Origin of the sequence: Paratractidigestivibacter faecalis (genome assembly GCF_003416765.1) — a bacterium.
GTDB lineage: Bacteria > Actinomycetota > Coriobacteriia > Coriobacteriales > Atopobiaceae > Paratractidigestivibacter > Paratractidigestivibacter faecalis.
Genome location: NZ_QSNG01000001.1, coordinates 848,883 through 867,104, shown reverse-complemented (window position 1 = coordinate 867,104; position 18,222 = coordinate 848,883). Strand labels below are relative to the sequence as shown.

Sequence of the window (18,222 nt, the reverse complement as noted above, 5' to 3'; positions counted from 1 at the left end):
GCCCCGGCCGCAACAGCATCGCAAGAGAAGGGCTGCCATGAACGAAAACGCGCTTACCTTCCAGGACATGATCTTGGCCCTGGAGCACTACTGGGCCGACAAGGGCTGCACCGTCATGCAGCCGTATGACTCCGAGGTCGGTGCCGGCACCTTCCACACCGCCACCACCCTGAGGAGCCTCGGCCCCGCGGCCTGGCGCACCTGCTACCCGCAGCCCTGCCGCCGCCCCGCCGACGGCCGCTACGGCGAGAACCCCAACCGCATGCAGCACTACTACCAGTTCCAGGTCATCTTGAAGCCCTGCCCGACGGACTCCCAGGACCTCTACCTCGGCTCCCTCGAGGCCATCGGCCTGGACCCCGCCGAGCACGACGTCCGCTTCGTCGAGGACGACTGGGAGAGCCCGACGCTGGGCGCCTGGGGCCTTGGCTGGGAGGTCTGGATGGACGGCATGGAGGTCACCCAGTACACCTACTTCCAGCAGGTCGGCGGCATCGAGGTTGACCCGGTCCCGGTCGAGATCACCTACGGCCTCGAGCGCATCGCCATGTACGCGCAGGGCGTCGACTCCGTCTACGACCTGATCTGGTCCTACCTGCCCGACGGTACGCCCATGACCTACGGCGACGTCTTCCACGAGAACGAGGTGGAGTTCTCCGCCTACAACTTCGAGGTCGCCAACGTCGAGATGATGCGCCAGAAGTTCGACGACTACGAGCGCGAGTGCCACTCCTGCCTGGAGCGCAAGCTTCCGCTGCCTGCCTATGACTGCGTCATGAAGTGCAGCCACGCCTTCAACATCCTCGACGCCCGCGGCGCCATCTCGGCCACCGAGCGCGCCAACTACATCCTGCGCGTCCGTAGCGTGGCCAAGGCCTGCTGCGAGTGCTATCTCGCCGAGGTGGCCGGCAAGTCGGATGACTCTACCAAGAAGGGGGAGGTGGCCTAGATGGCGGACACCCTTGACTTCCTGCTCGAGATCGGCTGCGAGGAGATGCCTTCCGCGCCGCTCATGAACGCCGCAAAGCAGCTGCCCAAGCTGGTCCAGAAGAGGCTCGACGCCGCGGGGCTCTCCCACGGCAGCGTGCGCGTGGTCTCCTCACCGAGGCGCCTGGCCGCCATCGTCTCCGACGTGGCCGTCGCCACCGAGGCCATCGACGAGGTCATGCGCGGCCCCAAGGCCCAGATCGCCTTCGACGCCGACGGAAACCCCACCAAGGCAGCCGCCGGCTTCGCCCGCAAGTGCGGCATCGAGGCCTCCGAGCTCAAGGTCCGCACCGCCGAGGACGGCAACGACTACGTCTTCGCGCAGAAGAGCGTGCCATCCAAGCCCGCCATGCCCATCCTCTCCGAGCTCTCCCATGACGTCATCGCCGACATCGAGTGGCCCAACTACCGCTCCCAGCGCTGGGGCTCCGAGCACGAGACCTTCGTGCGCCCCATCCGCTGGATTTGCGCGCTCCTGGGCTCCGAGGTCGTGCCGGTGACCTACGCCGACGTCACGAGCGGCAACGTCACCCGCGGCCACCGCGTGCTTGGCCCCGGCGAGCACGTCGTCGCCGACCCCGCCTCCTACGAGTCCGTCCTCGAGGCCGCCTGCGTGCTCTCAGCCGAGCGCCGCGAGGAGGTCATCCGCAAGGGGATCGCCGACGTCGAGGCCGCCCGCCCCGGCTGCCGCGTGGACACCCCCAAGCGCACCTTCGACGAGGTCGTCAACCTCTGCGAGTGGCCGACGGTGCTCGTCGGCACCTTCGACGAGGAGTTCCTCAAGGTCCCGCAGGAGATCATCTGCGAGTCCATGCTCTCTAACCAGCGCTACTTCCCGATCTTTGACGCCTATGGCAAGCTGACCCGCGAGTTCGTCATCGTCTCCAACGCCGACCCCAAGGTCTCCGCCACGGTGGTCTCCGGCAACGAGCGCGTCGTGCGCCCGCGCCTTGACGACGCCAAGTTCTTCTTCGAGGAGGACCTCAAGCGCCCGATGGAGGAGTTCGTCCAGCGTCTGGGCATCGTCACCTTCCAGGAGAAGCTCGGCACCACGCTCCAGAAGGTGGGCCGCATGGAGCGCCTGGCCAAGGCCGTGGCCCAGGCTGCCGGCGAGGACGAGCAGGGCGTCTCCAACGCCGTCCGCGCCGCCCACCTCGCCAAAGCCGACCTCGTCTCGCAGGCCGTCGTCGAGTTCACGAGCCAGCAGGGCGTCATGGGCGGCTACTACGCCGAGGCCGCCGGCGAGCCCGACGACGTGTGCGCCGCCATCCGCGAGCACTACCGCCCGCGCTTTGCCGGCGACGAGCTGCCCAGCGGCACCTGCGGCAAGTGCGTCGCCATCGCCGACAAGCTCGACACCGCCTGCGGCATCTTTGCCATCGACGAGCCGCCCACCGGCAGCTCCGACCCCTACGCCGTCCGCCGCGCAGCCATCGGCATCATCGCCATGCTGCGCGCCATGCCCTCGGTCCACCTGAAGGACCTCATCGCCCTGGCCCTCTCCTCCTACGCCGAGCAGGGGCTGGAGTTTGACGCCGCCGCCGTACAGGCCGACGTCGAGAAGTTCTTCCTCGGCCGCCTTGCCGCCATCGCCAAGGAGGAGGGCGTGGCTCCCGACGCCATCGAGGCCGTCTCCTCCGTGGGCGTCATCGACCCCGCCGAGTTCCTGGCCCGCGCCGAGGCCCTGGACGCCGCCCGCTCCGAGCAGCCCGAGCTCTTCGACGATCTTGCCACGGCCTACGCCCGCGCCCACAACCTCGCCGACGCCTCCCTGGGCTGCGAGGTGGACGCGGCTCTTCTCGGCGAGTCTGAGCGCGCGCTGCTCTCTGCCTGCGAGCAGGGCGAGCAGAAGGTTGTGGCTTGTGTGGAGGCCTCCGACTTTGCGGGCGCCTGCAGCGCACTCGCGGAGCTGAGGGAGCCCATCGACCGATTCTTCGAGGACGTCCTTGTCATGGACGAGGACACTAGGGTAAGGGAGAACCGCCTGCGGCTTCTCAACCGCTTCGCATCCGTCTTTGCTGACGTTGCGAACATCGGGGCTCTCTCTCGCAAGAAGTAGGTTCGTGCGCTAAGGTTAGCTGGAGGCCACGGGGTCCCGAGGCCTCCAGCATCGATCAAACAGGGGGAACGCCATGGCTAAGCTTGACTTGGATGATGACATCTTCGGTGGGATCATCCCGCTCATCTACGTCCTGTCAGACTCTCGCGGCGAGACGGCAAACGCCGTCGTCATGGCCGCAGCCGCGCAGTTCGGCGACGGCTCGGTGGAGATCGTCCGAGTGCCCAACGTCAAGTCCGTGGACGAGGTCCGCGCCTTCTTTGACGAGAACTACGACGAGTCCAGGCCCACGGCCGTGTTCCACACGTTTGCCAACGGCATTCTGAGGCGAGAGATCAGGCGCGAGCTTGACGGACGCGGCATTCCCTCCATCGACCTTCTGGGGCCTGCCGTGACCATCCTCTCCACGCTCACCGGCGAGGAGCCCAGCCACGCGATCGGCGCCACCTTCAACCCGGACGCCGAGGCCAAGTAATCGGCCAAATCGGTTTCATGTTACTACCTGTCCGGCCCCCGCAACCGCGGGGGCCGGATTTTTTCTCGTCTGCCCCCGTTCACCTACTGACACGTGCCATACGGCCGATAGCTGGGGCTCATTTGAATTCTCGTTGCTACCATGACTGAGTGCCGCAAGGGGACAGGCCCCTTCGGCTCCGTGTTGTGAGTGCACGCAAAGCGCGTGTCGGGTTTCAAAGTAGCTTAGGGGACAAAATGGCTGAAAAGCACGTGTACCGCTTTGGCGCCGGCATTGACGGCGTCAACGCCACCGAGCCTGCCGGCGAGACCGTCGACCAGGCAAAGTGGATCGTCGGCGGCAAGGGCGCCAACCTTGCCGAGATGGCCAAGATCGGCCTTCCCGTTCCTCCGGGATTCTCTATCACCTGCCAGACCTGCGTTGCCTACGCAAACGCCGGCAACACCTGGGCTGACGGCGTCCTGGACGAGATCGACGCCGCTCGCGAGAACCTTGAGGAGCGCATGGGCAAGAAGCTCGGCGATCCCAAGGACCCGCTGCTGGTCTCCGTCCGCTCCGGCGCCCCGTTCTCCATGCCCGGCATGATGGACACCGTCCTCAACCTCGGCCTCAACGACGTCTCCGTCAACGGCCTCATCGAGCAGACCGGCAACGATCGCTTTGCCTGGGACTCCTACCGCCGCTTCGTCCAGATGTTCTCCAACGTCGTCATGGGCGTCGAAGGTGACCTCTTCGAGGACGCCATCAACGAGAAGAAGGCCGAGAAGGGCGTCAAGCTCGACACCGAGCTCACCGCCGAGGACCTTAAGGACCTCACCCAGACCTTCAAGCAGATCTTCGCCGTCAACGTCGACTCCCAGGCCCACCCCGAGGTCACGGTCGATGGCTGCGCCGCCTTCCCGCAGGACCCCAAGCTGCAGCTGCGCCTTGCCATCGAGGCCGTCTTCGGCAGCTGGATGAACGAGCGCGCCATCATCTACCGCAAGCAGAACAAGATCTCCGACGACCTCGGCACCGCCGTCAACGTCCAGGTCATGGTCTTTGGCAACAAGGGCGAGACCTCCGCGACCGGCGTCGCCTTCACCCGCAACCCCGCCGACGGCACCAAGGAGTTCTACGGTGACTTCCTGGTCAACGCCCAGGGCGAGGACGTTGTGGCCGGCATTCGCAACACCGAGCCCATCGCCGACCTCAAGACGGTCCCGGGCCTCGAGGAGGCCGGAAAGCAGCTCGACGAGATCTTCGTCAAGCTCGAGGAGCACTACCACGACATGATGGACATCGAGTTCACCATCGAGCAGGGCAAGCTCTGGATGCTCCAGACCCGCGTGGGCAAGCGCACCGCCATGGCCGCACTCGCCATCGCCATGCAGTTCGAGGCCGAGGGCGCCATCTCCCGCGAGGAGGCCGTCATGCGCGTGGCCCCCGACCAGCTCGACCAGCTCCTGCACCCGCAGTTCGACCCCAAGGCCGACTTCAAGGTCCTTACCAAGGGCATGAACGCCTCCCCGGGTGCCGCCGTGGGCAAGGTCGTCTTCTCCGCCGAGGAGGCCGTCCACTGCGCCAACAAGGACCAGCCCTGCATCCTCGTCCGCTGGGAGACCACGCCTGACGACCTCAAGGGCATGGTCGCCGCCGAGGGCATCCTGACCAGCCACGGTGGCAAGACCAGCCACGCCGCCGTCATCGCCCGTGGCATGGGTGCCCCCTGCGTCTGCGGCGCCGAGGCCCTGAAGATCGACGCCAAGGCCAAGGAGGTCACCGTCTCCGGCACCGACGTCGTGCTCCACGAGGGCGACATCATCTCCATCAACGGCACCACCGGCGACGTCATCCTGGGCGCCGTGCCCCTGGTGCGCCCCGAGCTAACCGGCGACCTCGAGACCATCCTCGAGTGGGCCGACGAGATTCGTCGCGACGCCTCCCGCGGCCGCATCTTCGGCGTCCGCGCCAACGCCGACAACCCCGAGGACGCCCAGCTGTCCCGCGACTTCGGCGCCGAGGGCATCGGCCTCGACCGCACCGAGCACATGTTCCTGGGCGACCGCAAGGAGATCATCCAGTCCTTCATCCTGGCCGACCGCACCGGCGCCAAGCAGCAGGCTCTCGGCCAGCTGCTGAAGGTTCAGACCGACGACTTCCTCGGCATGTTCAAGGCCATGGACGGCAAGACCGTCATCGTTCGCCTGCTCGACCCGCCCCTGCACGAGTTCCTGGACAACCCGCGCGACTACGCCGTCGAGCTTGCCCACGCCGAGGACCGTGGCGAGAGCGACATCCAGCTCAAGGCCCGTCGTGACCTTCTCGCCCGACTGGACTCCTTCCAGGAGGCCAACCCCATGCTCGGCCTGCGCGGCTGCCGCCTGGGCATTGTCTACCCCGAGCTCACCGAGATGCAGGTTCGCGCCATCGCGTCCGCTACCGCGCACCTCAAGAAGCGTGGCTTTGACCCCAGGCCCGAGATCATGGTCCCGCTCATCGGCACCGTCGAGGAGCTCAAGGTTGTCCGCGAGCAGATCGAGGGCGTCATCGCCGGAGTCTCCGAGCAGACCGGCGTCGAGCTCCACATCCCCGTGGGCTGCATGATCGAGATTCCGCGCGCCGCCGTTACCGCCGACGAGATTGGCAAGTACGCCGACTTCTTCTCCTTCGGCACCAACGACCTCACTCAGATGGGCTTTGGCTACTCCCGCGACGACGTCGAGAGCGCCTTCATCCCGCTGTACCTCAACAAGAAGATCCTCAAGGCCAACCCGTTCGAGACGCTCGACCCCGGCATCGCCAATCTCGTCAAGCTCGGCGTCGAGGGTGGCCACCAGGCCAACGAGAAGATCGTCTGCGGCGTCTGCGGCGAGACGGGCGGAGACCCTGACTCCATCCAGATGTACTATGACCTCGGCCTCGACTACGTGTCCTGCTCGCCGTACCGCGTGCCCATCGCCCGCCTTGCGGCCGCCCAGGCCAAGATCAAGTCCAACGGCGGGGCCCAGAAGCTCGCCTAGCCCTAAGGACTGCATGCTCTAGACACGATGGGGCGGGGTGCCAAGGCACTCTGCCCCGTCCTGCTATTTGGAGGCACGATGGCACTCGTCAGCAGGGTTGACCTCGAGGAGAGGGAGCGCGTCCTTCTCGGCCCGCTCGGGCGCCTGTCCGTGGAGTCCCCGGGAAGGACCGCCCCCGAGGAGCCGGACCCCTTGCGCACCTGCTTCCAGTGCGACCGGGACCGCATTCTCCACAGCAAGAGCTTCCGCCGGCTTGCCCACAAGACGCAGGTGTTTCTGGCCCCCGAGGGGGACCACTACCGCACGCGGCTCATCCACACCCTCGAGGTGGCCCAGGTGGCTCGATCCATCGCGAGGCCGCTCGGGCTCAACGAGGACCTGACGGAGGCCATTGCCCTGGGGCACGACCTCGGCCACACGCCCTTTGGCCACGAGGGGGAGCGGGCCCTCTCGCGCTGCCTTGCCCGCTGGCGGGGGATCGACCCGGAGGAGGGAGTCTCTCGACGCCTCTTTGCCCACAACGAGCAGGGCGCCCGCATCGTGGAGCTTCTTGAGCGCGAGGGCCGCGGCCTCAACCTCACCCGGGAGGTGGTCGACGGCATCCGCTGCCACTCGGGAGGCCTTCGCGCCATGACGGCGGAGGGGCGCGTCGTCGGCCTGGCGGACCGCGTGGCCTACGTGGCACATGACATCGACGACGCCAAGCGCGCCGGGCTCCTTTGCGAGGAGGACCTCCCCACCGATGCCTGCGAGGTCCTTGGCCACTCCTCCTCGGAGCGCATCGAGCGCATGGTCAGGGACGTGGTCGAGCGTACGGAGGCCACGAGCGAGGTGGGCATGACCCCGGAGGTGTGGCGCTCCATGATGGCCCTCAGGTCCTTCCTCTTTGCGAACATCTACTCGAAGGGCGAGGCAAAGTGGGAGGAGCCCAAGGCCAGCCGGCTCCTCGAGGAGCTCTTCTCGCACTTCTGCGCCCACCTTGACGAGGTCCCCGGGGAGTATCGGCTCCATGACGCCGACGCCCCGGAGGTCCAGGTGGCAGACTTCGTCTCCGGAATGACGGACCGCTACGCCATCAAGACCTACGAGGAGCTCTTCGTGCCGCGCGTGTGGAGCGTCTCCTGAGGCGTCCTTTGCCAGCCGCTCCTCTGGTACGCTCTTCTAATTGAACTCTTGCGGAGGAGGCCTCATGGCAGCACACGGCAGGCGCGGGCAGAAGGGCGCGGGCACCCTTGGGCTGGTCTTGGCCATCGTCTTCTTTGCAGCGGCGGTCTGCGCGGTGCTCGTTGCCTCGGGCGTGGTGAGCCTTCCCGGCTCTGTCTCCAGCTCGCAGGAGCCGGTCACCCCCGCCTCTCCCGCGCTTGAGGTCAAGGCCGCAGGCGACTACTCCTGGGAGGAGCTCTCGCAGGTCTCCGCCCTGGTCTCGGCCGCGCCGGATGACGCGTCGGGCCTGGCCATCGCCCGCGAGTACGGCCTTGTTGACCAAGACGGCGTTCCGGTCTCGGCAGACATCGAGGTCCCCCTCTCGGACGGCACGCTTGCCCATGCGCAGCTCGTCGGCGTGAGGCATGACGTCAGGGCGGACGGCACCCCGGCTGGACTCACCTACATGCTCTCCGTTGTGGCCGACCAGCCCATGTGCGCCACGGACTCCACGGAGGGCGGCTGGGAGAAGAGTGCCCTCAGGTCTTGGGCGGCCTCCGAGGGCAAGACCCTGCTTCCCGCGGAGCTCTCCTCGAGGCTGGTTGCCGTCGGCAAGGCCACCAACAACGTAGGCGTGACCGAGGACGCCGCCGCGGTGACCGTTACCACCGACGAGCTTTGGTGCTTCTCGGCGGTAGAGGCCTGCGGGCCCGTCACCTGGTTTGCGGACGAGTATGGCCCCACGATGTCCTCCTACGACGCCCTCGTCGACGCCGAGGGCAGCCAGTACGCCTACTTTGCCTCACGTGGCGTCACGGGCTCGACCGGCCTCTCCGCCACGCTTGCCCTCACGTACCGTGGGCAGGCGTGGCCCTGGTGGTACCGGACGCCCTATCCCTACGTCTTCATGGGGCGCGGGGACTCCGGGAGCTTCTTCCAGGTCACCGCCACGGGCTTTCCCTCATCGGTGGGTCTTGCGAGCAGCGCCTCTGGCGTCGTCCTGGGGTTCTGCCTGTGAGTTGTGTTCTTCTTGTACCGCGGCGCGAGTTCACGTATACTACCTCCTTGTGTGTAAACCTATGTGCCGTTCGCATTGGGCGTCGGCACCTCTAGAGATGGGAAAGAGCATGGACTACATTCGCGCCATCGAGCGTCAGCAGATTCGCGAGGACATCCCCGCGGTCAAGGTTGGCGACAACGTCAAGGTTCACTACCGCATTACCGAGGGTGACCGCACGCGTGAGCAGGTCTTCCAGGGCGACGTCATCCGCATGAGCGGCGCTGGCGCCCGCGAGACCTTCACCGTCCGCAAGATCAGCTTCGGCGTCGGCGTCGAGCGCACCTTCCCGCTTCACAGCCCGAAGATCGCCAAGCTCGAGGTCATCCGTCACGGTGACGTGCACCGCGCTAAGCTCTACTACATTCGCGAGCGCGTCGGCAAGGCCGCCCGCATCCGCGAGAAGCGCTAAGCGAGCACACGGTTTGGCAAGAGCCGCCCTTCGGGGCGGCTTTTTCTTTGGAGGAAGAAATGGCAACCAGGCCTACGAGCGCGAGGGAAATCGCCGCGGCGCTTTCGGACGCCCCCGAGGACGAGGCGCTCGTCCTCATGGAGAGGTACGCCGAGGACCCCAGAAAGCAGGTCCAGCATGCAATAGCCGCCGCGCGCAAGCGCATCGAGAGGGCGGCCGCTGAGCGCGACCGCGTCCACGGCATGTACTCGCTCATGCGCGAGATGGGTGGCGAGGGCATCGTCGTCGGCGTGGACGAGGTGGGCCGCGGCTCCATTGCGGGGCCGCTCACGGTGGGTGCCGTGGCGCTTCCCGACGACCCAGAGATCCTCGGCCTCAACGACTCCAAGCAGCTCACGCCCGAGCGCAGGGAGGCCCTTGCGGCACAGATCGCCGACGTGGCCCTCGCCATCGGCATCTGCCACGTCGAGCCCGCCTCCATCGATGCCGTCGGAATGGCGCAGGCCCTCAGGATGGCCATGGCGGGCGCGATCGAGGACACCGGGGTGGACCCCGACTGCGTGCTCATCGACGGAAATCCCATGCACGTGCATCCCAAGGAGAAGACCCTGGTGAAGGGCGATGCCCGCATTGCCTGCATTGCGGCTGCCTCCATTGTGGCAAAGGTCACGAGGGACTCCATGATGGTGGCCTACGACGAGGAGTACCCCGGCTACCACCTTGCCCAGTGCAAGGGCTACGCCTCCGCCGAGCACATTGCCGCAATCAAGGAGAAGGGCCTCTCGCCCATTCATCGCATCTCCTTCTGTGGCAACTTTCTGGAGACTCCGCCGCTCTTCTGAGCGCCCGTTTTCGACGATACCTGGACTCATGGCCCGACGGATGCGCCTAGCTGCGACTTCGTCGGGCCATTTTTGAGCCGCAAGCGTGCGGAAAGCCAGCGGTACGCGACCGGAAAGCTAGCCGCAAGTGCTGTCTGCCATCCTCGTCCTCCCGTTGGCGGAGGAAGGAGACAGCGATGGCGGAATTGGACGAGCTGACGTACGAGGCGGTCGAGGACGAGGATTCGTTTCTCGACCAGGAATGGGCCCCGACCGAGGCGGCGCATGCGCGCGACGAGGATGCGGCCTGCGAGGATGACTGCGAGGACGAGGGGGAGCTGGGCCTCACGCAGGCGCAGCTGGAAGAGCTCGCGCGGCTCTATCCGGAGCGCGTCCGCGTGCGGCGCCCGCTTGCCGACATGACGACCAAGGAGGTGGGCCGCGAGGGCGAGGTCATGGCAGCCGCGTTTCTGCTGTCCAACGACTTCGAGATACTGGACACCAACTGGCGCTGCGGAGGGCGAGAGGCGGACATCGTGGCACTCGACGGGGACGAGGTCGTCCTCGTCGAGGTGAAGACCAGGCGCCGTCCCACAGGCGGCAGGGACGAGATTCCGGAGCTTGCCGTAGACCATCGAAAGCAGGAGGGCTACCGCGCCCTTGCCCTTCTGTACATGGCATTTCACTCCGAGGTGAGGCACATCCGCTTTGACGTGATAGCGATCAACCTCGTCGTTGGCGGCGGAAGCAGGATCCGCCACCTCGTCGGCGCCTTCGTCTGGGACGAGTGAGATGGCCGGCGTCGATTCCGCGGACGTCAGCGTCTGCGTCATGTCAGCCACGCTCCGGGGCGTGGAGGCCCTTCCCATCACCGTCGAGGTGAGCCTTTCCGGCGGCATTCCCGGCATCGACGTCATCGGCACCAGGGACCCCTCCATACTCGAGGCACGCTCCCGAGTGCGCTGCGCAATCAGCTCGGCGGGCTTCGAGATGCCCAGGCTCAAGGTGACGGTCAACCTTGCCCCGGGAGACGTCCGGAAGAGCGGTACGGCGTTTGACCTGCCCATAGCCGTGGGAATCCTCATCGCCACGCGGCAGGTGAACCCCAGGGTTGCCGACGAGGCGCTGTTCTTTGGCGAGCTGGCGCTTGACGGCCGGGTCTGCCCTGGCAGGGGAGAGGCGGCCTACGTCCTGCTTGCCGAGAAGCTCTGCGGGCTGGCCGTCCTCTCCGACCAGACCGAGCTCATCGGCCCCTCTGCGGAGAGGGTGAGGCTCATCTCCAACCTATCGCAGCTGAGGGAGGGCCTGGATGGCCTGGGGCTTGCCGCGCGGGGGACGTTTGGCCAGAGCCCCCTGGCCTCGACGCCTTCGACCGACCTCGACTTTGCCGACGTCGTGGACCAGGAGATGGCCAAGCGGGCCATGGTCATAGCCGCCTCTGGGCGTCATGGCATGCTCATGGTCGGCCCTCCCGGGGCCGGCAAGACCATGCTTGCCCGCAGGATGCCGGGAATCCTGCCGCCCCTTACCGAGGAGGAGCGGGCCGAGGCGCTTCTCGTCCACTCCGTGGCCGGACAGCCCATCGAGGCCATAGCCCGGGGAGTGAGGCCCTTCAGGGCTCCCCACCACTCCATCTCCGCTGGTGGCCTCGTCGGGGGTGGCCGTCCAGTGCTTCCCGGCGAGATTTCCCTTGCGGACAAGGGCGTGCTCTTCCTGGACGAGCTCCCCGAGTTTGCCAACAACGTGCTGCAGTCCCTGAGACAGCCCATGGAGGACCGCGAGGTGAGGATCGTCCGCGTCGACGGCGTCTACACCTTCCCCTGCGACTTCCAGCTCGTGGCGGCGGCAAACCCCTGTCCCTGCGGGCACCTGGGCGATCCCGGCTACCAATGCACCTGCGCCCCCTCTCGCGTCCAGTCGTATCAGGCCAAGATCGGCGGCCCCCTCATGGACCGCATCGATGTCGTCTGCGACGTGGCCAGGCCCTCGAGCGACAAGGTCATAAAGGGCCGCGTTGGCCTTGGCACGGCTGAGATGGCCCTGATGGTGACGGAGGCGCGCGAGCGGGCGGACTGGAGGCGGGCGCGCCTGGACGAGCGCGACCTCAGGGACCCCGTGGCTTCGGCGCACATGGGGCCAAAGGCCCTCGAGACCTTCGAGACGTACGCGCGGCGGCTCTGCCTGGGAGGAAGGGCCATCGCGCGCGTTGCGCGGGTTGCCAGGACGGTCGCAGACGTCGAGGGGCATGACGAGGTGGTCACCGGGGACCTGGTGGAGGCCCTCGGGTTCAGGTCGAGGAACATGGGGTGAGGGCATGGTTCGATTGAATGGTCCCAGATGGGAGCTCGAACTGGGAGGGGAGGGGTATCCCCAGAGCCTCGTCGAGCTCCAGAACCCTCCGGAGGTCCTGCGGGGCATCGGAGACAGGGAGGTGCTGTCCGGCCCCTGCCTTGCAGTCATCGGCGCCAGGCGGGCGACGCCCTACGGGATAGCCGTGGCCGAGCTCGCCGGCAGGGTGGCGGCCGAGTGCGGGGTCACCGTGGTCTCGGGAGGGGCCATGGGCTGCGACTACGCCGCGGGAATGGCGGCCGCCGCCGCAGGCGGCAGGACCATCGTCGTGGCGGGCACGGGCGCCGACGTCCCCTATCCGGCGTCTTCCACGCCGGTCTTCCAGGCGGCGGTGGACTCTGGCGCCGTGGTCTCGCTCGAGCGCTGGGGCCAGACGCCGCGCAGGTACGCCTTCCCGCGCAGGAACGCGGTCGTGGCCGCGCTCTGCAAGGTCCTCGTCATCACCGAGGCCGGTCAGGTGTCGGGCACCATGTCGACGGCCGACGCGGCGCTCGAGCTTGGGCGAACGCTCTACGCAATCCCGGGCTCGATCTTCTCGCCAAACTCCTCGGGAACAAACCGGCTGGCCGCCGAGGGCGCGCGAATCATTCCGGATGAGGCGTCGCTGGAGCTTGCGATCTCGATGGACTTTGGCGTCGCGCGGTTCTGCTCTCAGGGGGAGAGGCCCGCCGCCGGCCCCGTGCTCTCGGCCCTCGTCGCATGCCCCTCTCGGCCCGACGAGCTCGCGGCGCGCCTCAACGAGGACGTCCTCACCCTCCTGAGGACCCTGACGGACCACGAGGCGCGAGGTCTTGTGGAGCGTTTGCCCGACGGCCGATACTCGCCGACCAAGGAGTACCTCTTGGGGCAAAATGGTTGAGCTGTCTATCCCGCGCGGGCGGGGGAAGGAGGAGCCGCATGGAGGGGCTCGTTACGGTCGTCGGGGCGGGCCTCGCAGGCTCCGAGTGCGCCCTTCAGCTTGCGAGGAGGGGCGTGCGCGTCCGGCTCTTCGAGCAGAGGCCGGCCTCGGCCTCGCCCGCCCACCACACCGACCGCTTTGCCGAGCTCGTGTGCTCCAACTCGCTGAAGTCCACCAAGCCGGAGACGGCCGCCGGCCTCCTCAAGACCGAGCTCTCCAAGATGGGGTGCGTGCTCCTGGACGTTGCCCGGCAGACGAGCGTGCCCGCCGGAGGGGCGCTTGCCGTCAACCGCGATGAGTTCTCTGCCGAGGTGACCCGCCTCGTGGAGGGCGAGCCGTTCATCGAGGTGGTCCGCGAGGAGGTGCGGCAGATTCCCGAGGGACCCTGCGTCATCGCGGCCGGCCCCCTCTGCTCCGACGCGCTCTTCCAGGCGGTCTCCGCGGCCGTGGGAACGGACTCCATGTCGTTCTTTGACGCCGCCGCACCCATCGTCGACGCGGACTCGCTCGACCGCGAGGTGATCTTCGAACAGTCCCGCTACGAGGAGACCGGGTCTGGAGACTACCTCAACTGCCCCATGAATAAGGAAGAGTACGACGCCTTCCTTGAGGCGCTTCTCTCCGCCGAGCGCGTCATCGCCCGCGAGTTCGAGCAGTCCGACCTCTTCTGCGCCTGCCAGCCCGTGGAGGAGGTCGCCCGCACGGGATACAAGTCCCTCTGCTTCGGCGCGCTGAAGCCCGTGGGCCTCACCGACCCCAGGACCGGCAGGCGCCCCTGGGCCGCCGTCCAGCTCAGGGCCGAGAACGCCGCACACACCGCCTACAACCTCGTCGGCTTCCAGACAAACCTCACCTGGCCGGAGCAGCGCCGCGTCTTCCGGCTGATTCCGGGCCTTGGGAAGGCGGAGTTCCTCCGCTACGGCGTCATGCACCGCAACTCCTTCGTGGACGCGCCCCACGCGCTTGACGCCACCTTCGGCATCCCGGGGACGCGCGCCCGCCTCGCCGGCCAGATCACGGGCACCGAGGGCTACGTGGAGGCCATCGCCTCCGGGCTTCTGGCCGCGCTCAACACCTACGCGGACCTCGTCGGCGTGGACCACGTGGCCCTTCCCGCAACGGGCGCGCTGGGCTCCCTGGTTGCCTACGCCACGGACCCGGCCACCAAGGACTACCAGCCCATGCACGTCAACTACGGCATCGTGCCCCCCATCGAGCTTGCCGGGAGGGTCTCCAAGACCCAGAAGCGAGAGGCCCTGGCGGCCCGCGCGGCCACGGACCTGGACGCCTACCTCGCCACGCGGCCGGAGCTCTTCTCGCTGTGAGGGAGGTTGGCCGTCAAGAGGCGGGGCTTGCCCCGGAGGCGTCCAGCTACCTCGTCCATCTGACGCGCTCGGGCACGCTCTCGGAGAACACGCTGAGGGCCTACTTCGAGGACATCCGCTGTCTCTGCCGCTGGCTTCACGGGCACGGCTTCTGCGTCTCCGACCTCGACCACGCACGGCTGAGGTCCTACCTGGGAGACCTCGTGCGGGCGGGCTACTCCGAGAGGACGGTCAACCGCCGCCTGTCCTGCACCCGAGGGCTTCTCCTCTGGCTTTCGCGCGAGGGGGTGGCCGTGGGCTCCGGCGTGGGGGCAATACCGGGAAGAAAGCTCTCCTCGCGCCTGCCGAGGACCATGTCGGACGCCGACGCGGCCCGCCTCATAGACTCCTGCGACGGGACCTCCAAGGGCGTGCGCGACCGGGCGCTCCTCGAGCTCCTCTACGCCACGGGCGCCCGAATCTCCGAGGCCTCCGCCCTTGACGTCCGCGACGTCGACCTGGCGCAGGGGCAGGTGAGGCTCTTTGGCAAGGGCTCCAAGGAGCGCGTCGTCCCCCTCTACCACTCCGCCGCCCAGGCGGTGGGGGAGTACCTCGAGGCGTCGCGCCCCCGCCTGCTGCGTCCCGGCGGCGAGAAGGACGCGCTCTTCCTGTCTTCCCGCGGCCGGCGGATGAGCGCGGCCGCGCTGAGGGACGCCTTCGAGGCGCACGTGGCGGCCGCCGGGCTCGACCCGGCCCTCACGCCCCACGCGATGAGGCACACCTTTGCCACCGAGCTTCTGGGCGGTGGGGCCGATCTCAGGAGCGTGCAGGAGCTTCTGGGTCACGAGAGCCTCTCAACGACGCAGATCTACACGCACCTTTCCGTGGAGGGCCTGAAGGACGCGGCGCGCCTTGCCCACCCGCGCTCCGGCAACGCCAAATGACCACAAAAGACCCCTCGACAGCCCAATTTGCTTGTTGCTATAATCTCTGATTGCTGTGCGCACGCATGGCGTGCCGCGTACCAGCGCGGCATCACATCACACACGCGTGACGACCCGTTCGCCGTGGTGCCCAGGACTTAAGCCAGGTCCGGGGTGGCGCTCCGGGGATGACATCGCGCGGAGGACAAACCAGGAGGTTTACCATGGCTGCTAAGATTACCATCCAGACCCTGCTTGACGCTGGCTGCCACTATGGCCACCAGACCCGCCGCTGGAACCCCAAGATGAAGTCCTACATCTTCGGTGAGCGCAACGGCATCTACATCCTCGACCTCAAGCAGACCATGCTCGGCGCCGACAAGGCCTACACCTTCCTGAAGGAGACCGCTGCCAAGGGCGGCAAGATCCTCTTCGTCGGCACCAAGAAGCAGGCCCAGGAGCCCGTCGCCACCCAGGCCCAGCGCTGCGGCATGCCCTACATCAACCAGCGTTGGCTCGGCGGCATGCTGACCAACTTCGTGACCATGCGCTCCCGCATCAACCGCATGGAGGAGCTCGAGGCCATGGTCGAGGACGGCCGCATGGCCACCCTGCCCAAGAAGGAGCAGGCCGTGCTGGGCAAGGAGCTCACCAAGCTCCAGACCAACCTCGGCGGCGTCCGCGACATGACCTCCCTGCCGCAGGCCATCTTCGTGGTTGACTCCAAGCGCGAGGAGATCGGCATCCGCGAGGCCAACCGCCTGCACATCCCCGTCGTCTCCCTCCTGGACACCAACTCCGACCCCGACGTGGTCGAGTACGGCATCCCCGCCAACGACGACGCCATCCGTTCCGTCTCCCTCATGTGCGAGCTTGCCGCCGACGCCGTCCTGGCCGGCACCGGCAAGGAGCAGATCTCCGCTGAGGAGATGGCCGCCCCTGCCGCCGAGGCTCCCGCTGCCGAGTAGCTCCCAAAAGAGCTGTCCGTATAACCACGTTCTAGATAGAGGAGTGCAAAATGGCTCAGATTACCGCCGCCCTCGTCAAGCAGCTTCGCGAGATGACCGACTCCCCGATGATGGAGTGCAAGAAGGCCCTCGTCGAGGCTGACGGCGACATCGAGAAGGCCGTCGACGTCCTGCGCACCATGGGCATCGCCAAGGCCGTCAAGCGCGCCGGCCGCGACACCAACGAGGGCACCATCGCCACCTACGTCTCCGAGGACGGCAAGACCGGCGCCATCCTGGAGCTCTCCTGCGAGACCGACTTCGTCGGCACCAACCCCAAGTTCACCGGCTTTGCCGCTGACCTTGCCAAGGTCGTCGCCGAGCAGAACCCCGCCGACGTCGAGGCCCTCAAGGCCTGCCCGATGAACGGCGAGACCGTCGACTCCGCCCTCACCGAGATGATCCACGTCATCGGCGAGAACATGAAGGTCCTGCGCTTCCAGCGCGTCGCCGTCGAGAACGGTGCCATGACCGGCTACATCCACCTCGGCGGCAAGCTCGCCGACATCGTCGTCTGCGAGTTCTCCAAGCCCGAGACCGGCGCCACCGACGAGTTCAAGACCTTCGCCCACGACGTCGCCATGCACATCGCTGCCACGGCTCCCGTCGCCACCACCCGCGAGGACGTGCCCGCCGCCACCGTCGAGCACGAGATGAGCATCTACAAGGCTCAGGCCGCCGAGTCCGGCAAGCCCGAGGCCATCCAGGAGCGCATGGCTCAGGGTCGCCTCGAGAAGTACTTCAAGGAGTTCGTCCTTTGCGAGCAGGAGTTCGTCAAGGACTCCTCCGTCACCATCGACGGCCTCGCCAAGAAGGTCTCCAAGTCCCTCGGTGATGACATCAAGGTCAAGACCTTCGTCCTCTATCGCTTCGGCGAGGAGGCCTAGTCCCTCACCCCAACGGGTACCTTCGGAGCCGGCGGCACTTGTCGCCGGCTCCTTTTCTATGTGGATGCTGACCGCCTGCCGTGTGGGGGCGGTCACGGGCATCGCGTCTGCTAGAATCCAAGGGATGCAAACGCATCCAACTGTTGCAGTTTTCGAGCGAGTGGAGGTTGGCTTGTCTGACTTCAAGTACAAGCGCGTGTTGCTCAAGCTCTCCGGAGAGGCCCTCATGGGCTCCCAGTCCTTTGGCATAGATCCTGCCGTCCCTCTGAGGCTTGCCGAGGAGATTCGCCCGGTCTACGAGGCCGGCGTCGAGGTCGCGGTCGTGGTCGGTGGCGGCAACATCTACCGTGGCGTCCAGGGTGCGGCTAACGGCATGGACCGCGCCCAGGGAGACAACATGGGCATGCTCGCCACCGTCATCAACGCCCTCGCCCTGCAGGACACCTTCGAGAAGGCCGGCATGGACTGCCGCGTCATGAGCGCCATCGAGATGCGCCAGATCGCCGAGCCCTACATCCGCCGTCGCGCCATCAGGCACCTCGAGAAGGGCCGCATCACCATCTTTGCTGCCGGCACCGGCAACCCCTACTTCACCACCGACACCGGCGCCGCCCTTCGCGCGTGCGAGATCAACGCCGAGATTCTGATGAAGGCCACCAACGTGGACGGCGTCTACGACTCCGACCCGCGCAAGAACCCGGACGCCAAGAAGTTCGACACCATCACGTACAGCGACGTGCTCAACCGTGACCTCAAGGTCATGGACGCCACCGCCACGGCCCTCTGCCGTGACAACAAGATGCCCATCATGGTCTTCGACATCAACGAGCCTGGCTGCTTCGAGCGCGCTGTCGGTGGCCAGAACGTCGGAACGACCGTCTTCGAGGAGGAGAACTAG

The 18,222-nt window shown here is 67.0% G+C and carries 16 protein-coding genes; all 16 read left to right on the top strand.

Annotation, left to right across the window (positions count from 1 at the left end; translation table 11 throughout):
* The first annotated feature begins 37 nt into the window (after positions 1 to 37).
* The 16 genes from DXV50_RS03735 to pyrH all read left to right on the top strand — a co-directional run bounded on the left by DXV50_RS03735 (position 38) and on the right by pyrH (position 18,222).
* Positions 38 to 949, top strand: a complete 912-nt coding sequence (locus tag DXV50_RS03735) for a glycine--tRNA ligase subunit alpha (protein WP_117204856.1) — start codon at positions 38 to 40, stop codon at positions 947 to 949.
* The gene (glyS, locus tag DXV50_RS03730) at positions 950 to 3,046 is read left to right on the top strand and encodes a glycine--tRNA ligase subunit beta (protein WP_117204855.1); all 2,097 of its coding nucleotides are present in this window, start codon (positions 950 to 952) and stop codon (positions 3,044 to 3,046) included.
* 73 nt (positions 3,047 to 3,119) lie between these two features.
* Positions 3,120 to 3,521, top strand: a complete 402-nt coding sequence (locus DXV50_RS03725) for a kinase/pyrophosphorylase (protein WP_117204854.1) — start codon at positions 3,120 to 3,122, stop codon at positions 3,519 to 3,521.
* A 236-nt stretch (positions 3,522 to 3,757) separates the two neighbouring features.
* On the top strand, positions 3,758 to 6,523 hold the full coding sequence (gene ppdK, locus DXV50_RS03720) for a pyruvate, phosphate dikinase (protein WP_117204853.1): 2,766 nt from the start codon (positions 3,758 to 3,760) through the stop codon (positions 6,521 to 6,523).
* A 78-nt stretch (positions 6,524 to 6,601) separates the two neighbouring features.
* A complete protein-coding gene (locus tag DXV50_RS03715) occupies positions 6,602 to 7,648 on the top strand; it encodes a deoxyguanosinetriphosphate triphosphohydrolase (RefSeq protein WP_117204852.1) in 1,047 nt (348 codons plus the stop codon).
* Positions 7,649 to 7,712: 64 nt separating this feature from the next.
* Positions 7,713 to 8,684: a DUF6273 domain-containing protein gene (locus DXV50_RS03710; RefSeq protein WP_117204851.1), complete on the top strand. Its 972-nt coding sequence runs from the start codon at positions 7,713 to 7,715 to the stop codon at positions 8,682 to 8,684.
* Positions 8,685 to 8,793: 109 nt separating this feature from the next.
* Entirely contained in the window at positions 8,794 to 9,135 is a 342-nt protein-coding gene (rplS, locus tag DXV50_RS03705; RefSeq protein WP_117204850.1) for a 50S ribosomal protein L19, read from the top strand.
* A 59-nt stretch (positions 9,136 to 9,194) separates the two neighbouring features.
* A complete protein-coding gene (locus tag DXV50_RS03700) occupies positions 9,195 to 9,977 on the top strand; it encodes a ribonuclease HII (protein WP_117204849.1) in 783 nt (260 codons plus the stop codon).
* Positions 9,978 to 10,153: 176 nt separating this feature from the next.
* On the top strand, positions 10,154 to 10,747 hold the full coding sequence (locus DXV50_RS03695; RefSeq protein WP_117204848.1) for a YraN family protein: 594 nt from the start codon (positions 10,154 to 10,156) through the stop codon (positions 10,745 to 10,747).
* A 1-nt stretch (position 10,748) separates the two neighbouring features.
* Positions 10,749 to 12,266: a YifB family Mg chelatase-like AAA ATPase gene (locus DXV50_RS03690; RefSeq protein WP_117204847.1), complete on the top strand. Its 1,518-nt coding sequence runs from the start codon at positions 10,749 to 10,751 to the stop codon at positions 12,264 to 12,266.
* Between the two features lie 4 nt (positions 12,267 to 12,270).
* The gene (locus DXV50_RS03685; RefSeq protein ID WP_117204846.1) at positions 12,271 to 13,164 is read left to right on the top strand and encodes a DNA-processing protein DprA; all 894 of its coding nucleotides are present in this window, start codon (positions 12,271 to 12,273) and stop codon (positions 13,162 to 13,164) included.
* A gap of 38 nt (positions 13,165 to 13,202) precedes the next feature.
* Positions 13,203 to 14,528: a methylenetetrahydrofolate--tRNA-(uracil(54)-C(5))-methyltransferase (FADH(2)-oxidizing) TrmFO gene (gene trmFO, locus DXV50_RS03680; protein WP_117204845.1), complete on the top strand. Its 1,326-nt coding sequence runs from the start codon at positions 13,203 to 13,205 to the stop codon at positions 14,526 to 14,528.
* Entirely contained in the window at positions 14,525 to 15,451 is a 927-nt protein-coding gene (locus DXV50_RS03675) for a tyrosine recombinase XerC (protein WP_198666401.1), read from the top strand. Before trmFO ends, DXV50_RS03675 begins: the two co-directional genes overlap by 4 nt.
* Before the next feature lie 203 nt (positions 15,452 to 15,654).
* Positions 15,655 to 16,398, top strand: a complete 744-nt coding sequence (gene rpsB, locus DXV50_RS03670) for a 30S ribosomal protein S2 (RefSeq protein ID WP_117204844.1) — start codon at positions 15,655 to 15,657, stop codon at positions 16,396 to 16,398.
* Between the two features lie 50 nt (positions 16,399 to 16,448).
* Positions 16,449 to 17,324, top strand: coding sequence for a translation elongation factor Ts (gene tsf / locus DXV50_RS03665; protein ID WP_117204843.1), 876 nt, complete (start codon positions 16,449 to 16,451; stop codon positions 17,322 to 17,324).
* A gap of 172 nt (positions 17,325 to 17,496) precedes the next feature.
* Positions 17,497 to 18,222 carry a UMP kinase gene (gene pyrH, locus DXV50_RS03660; RefSeq protein WP_117204842.1) on the top strand — a complete coding sequence of 242 codons (726 nt, stop codon included), beginning with the start codon at positions 17,497 to 17,499 and terminating at the stop codon, positions 18,220 to 18,222.

What these genes read in the sequence shown, in the direction of transcription:
- DXV50_RS03735 (WP_117204856.1), top strand. Translation starts at nt 38, where the DNA reads ATGAACGAAAACGCGCTTACCTTCCAGGACATGATCTTGGCCCTGGAG.
- glyS (WP_117204855.1), top strand. Translation starts at nt 950, where the DNA reads ATGGCGGACACCCTTGACTTCCTGCTCGAGATCGGCTGCGAGGAGATG.
- DXV50_RS03725 (WP_117204854.1), top strand. Translation starts at nt 3,120, where the DNA reads ATGGCTAAGCTTGACTTGGATGATGACATCTTCGGTGGGATCATCCCG.
- ppdK (WP_117204853.1), top strand. Translation starts at nt 3,758, where the DNA reads ATGGCTGAAAAGCACGTGTACCGCTTTGGCGCCGGCATTGACGGCGTC.
- DXV50_RS03715 (WP_117204852.1), top strand. Translation starts at nt 6,602, where the DNA reads ATGGCACTCGTCAGCAGGGTTGACCTCGAGGAGAGGGAGCGCGTCCTT.
- DXV50_RS03710 (WP_117204851.1), top strand. Translation starts at nt 7,713, where the DNA reads ATGGCAGCACACGGCAGGCGCGGGCAGAAGGGCGCGGGCACCCTTGGG.
- rplS (WP_117204850.1), top strand. Translation starts at nt 8,794, where the DNA reads ATGGACTACATTCGCGCCATCGAGCGTCAGCAGATTCGCGAGGACATC.
- DXV50_RS03700 (WP_117204849.1), top strand. Translation starts at nt 9,195, where the DNA reads ATGGCAACCAGGCCTACGAGCGCGAGGGAAATCGCCGCGGCGCTTTCG.
- DXV50_RS03695 (WP_117204848.1), top strand. Translation starts at nt 10,154, where the DNA reads ATGGCGGAATTGGACGAGCTGACGTACGAGGCGGTCGAGGACGAGGAT.
- DXV50_RS03690 (WP_117204847.1), top strand. Translation starts at nt 10,749, where the DNA reads ATGGCCGGCGTCGATTCCGCGGACGTCAGCGTCTGCGTCATGTCAGCC.
- DXV50_RS03685 (WP_117204846.1), top strand. Translation starts at nt 12,271, where the DNA reads ATGGTTCGATTGAATGGTCCCAGATGGGAGCTCGAACTGGGAGGGGAG.
- trmFO (WP_117204845.1), top strand. Translation starts at nt 13,203, where the DNA reads ATGGAGGGGCTCGTTACGGTCGTCGGGGCGGGCCTCGCAGGCTCCGAG.
- rpsB (WP_117204844.1), top strand. Translation starts at nt 15,655, where the DNA reads ATGGCTGCTAAGATTACCATCCAGACCCTGCTTGACGCTGGCTGCCAC.
- tsf (WP_117204843.1), top strand. Translation starts at nt 16,449, where the DNA reads ATGGCTCAGATTACCGCCGCCCTCGTCAAGCAGCTTCGCGAGATGACC.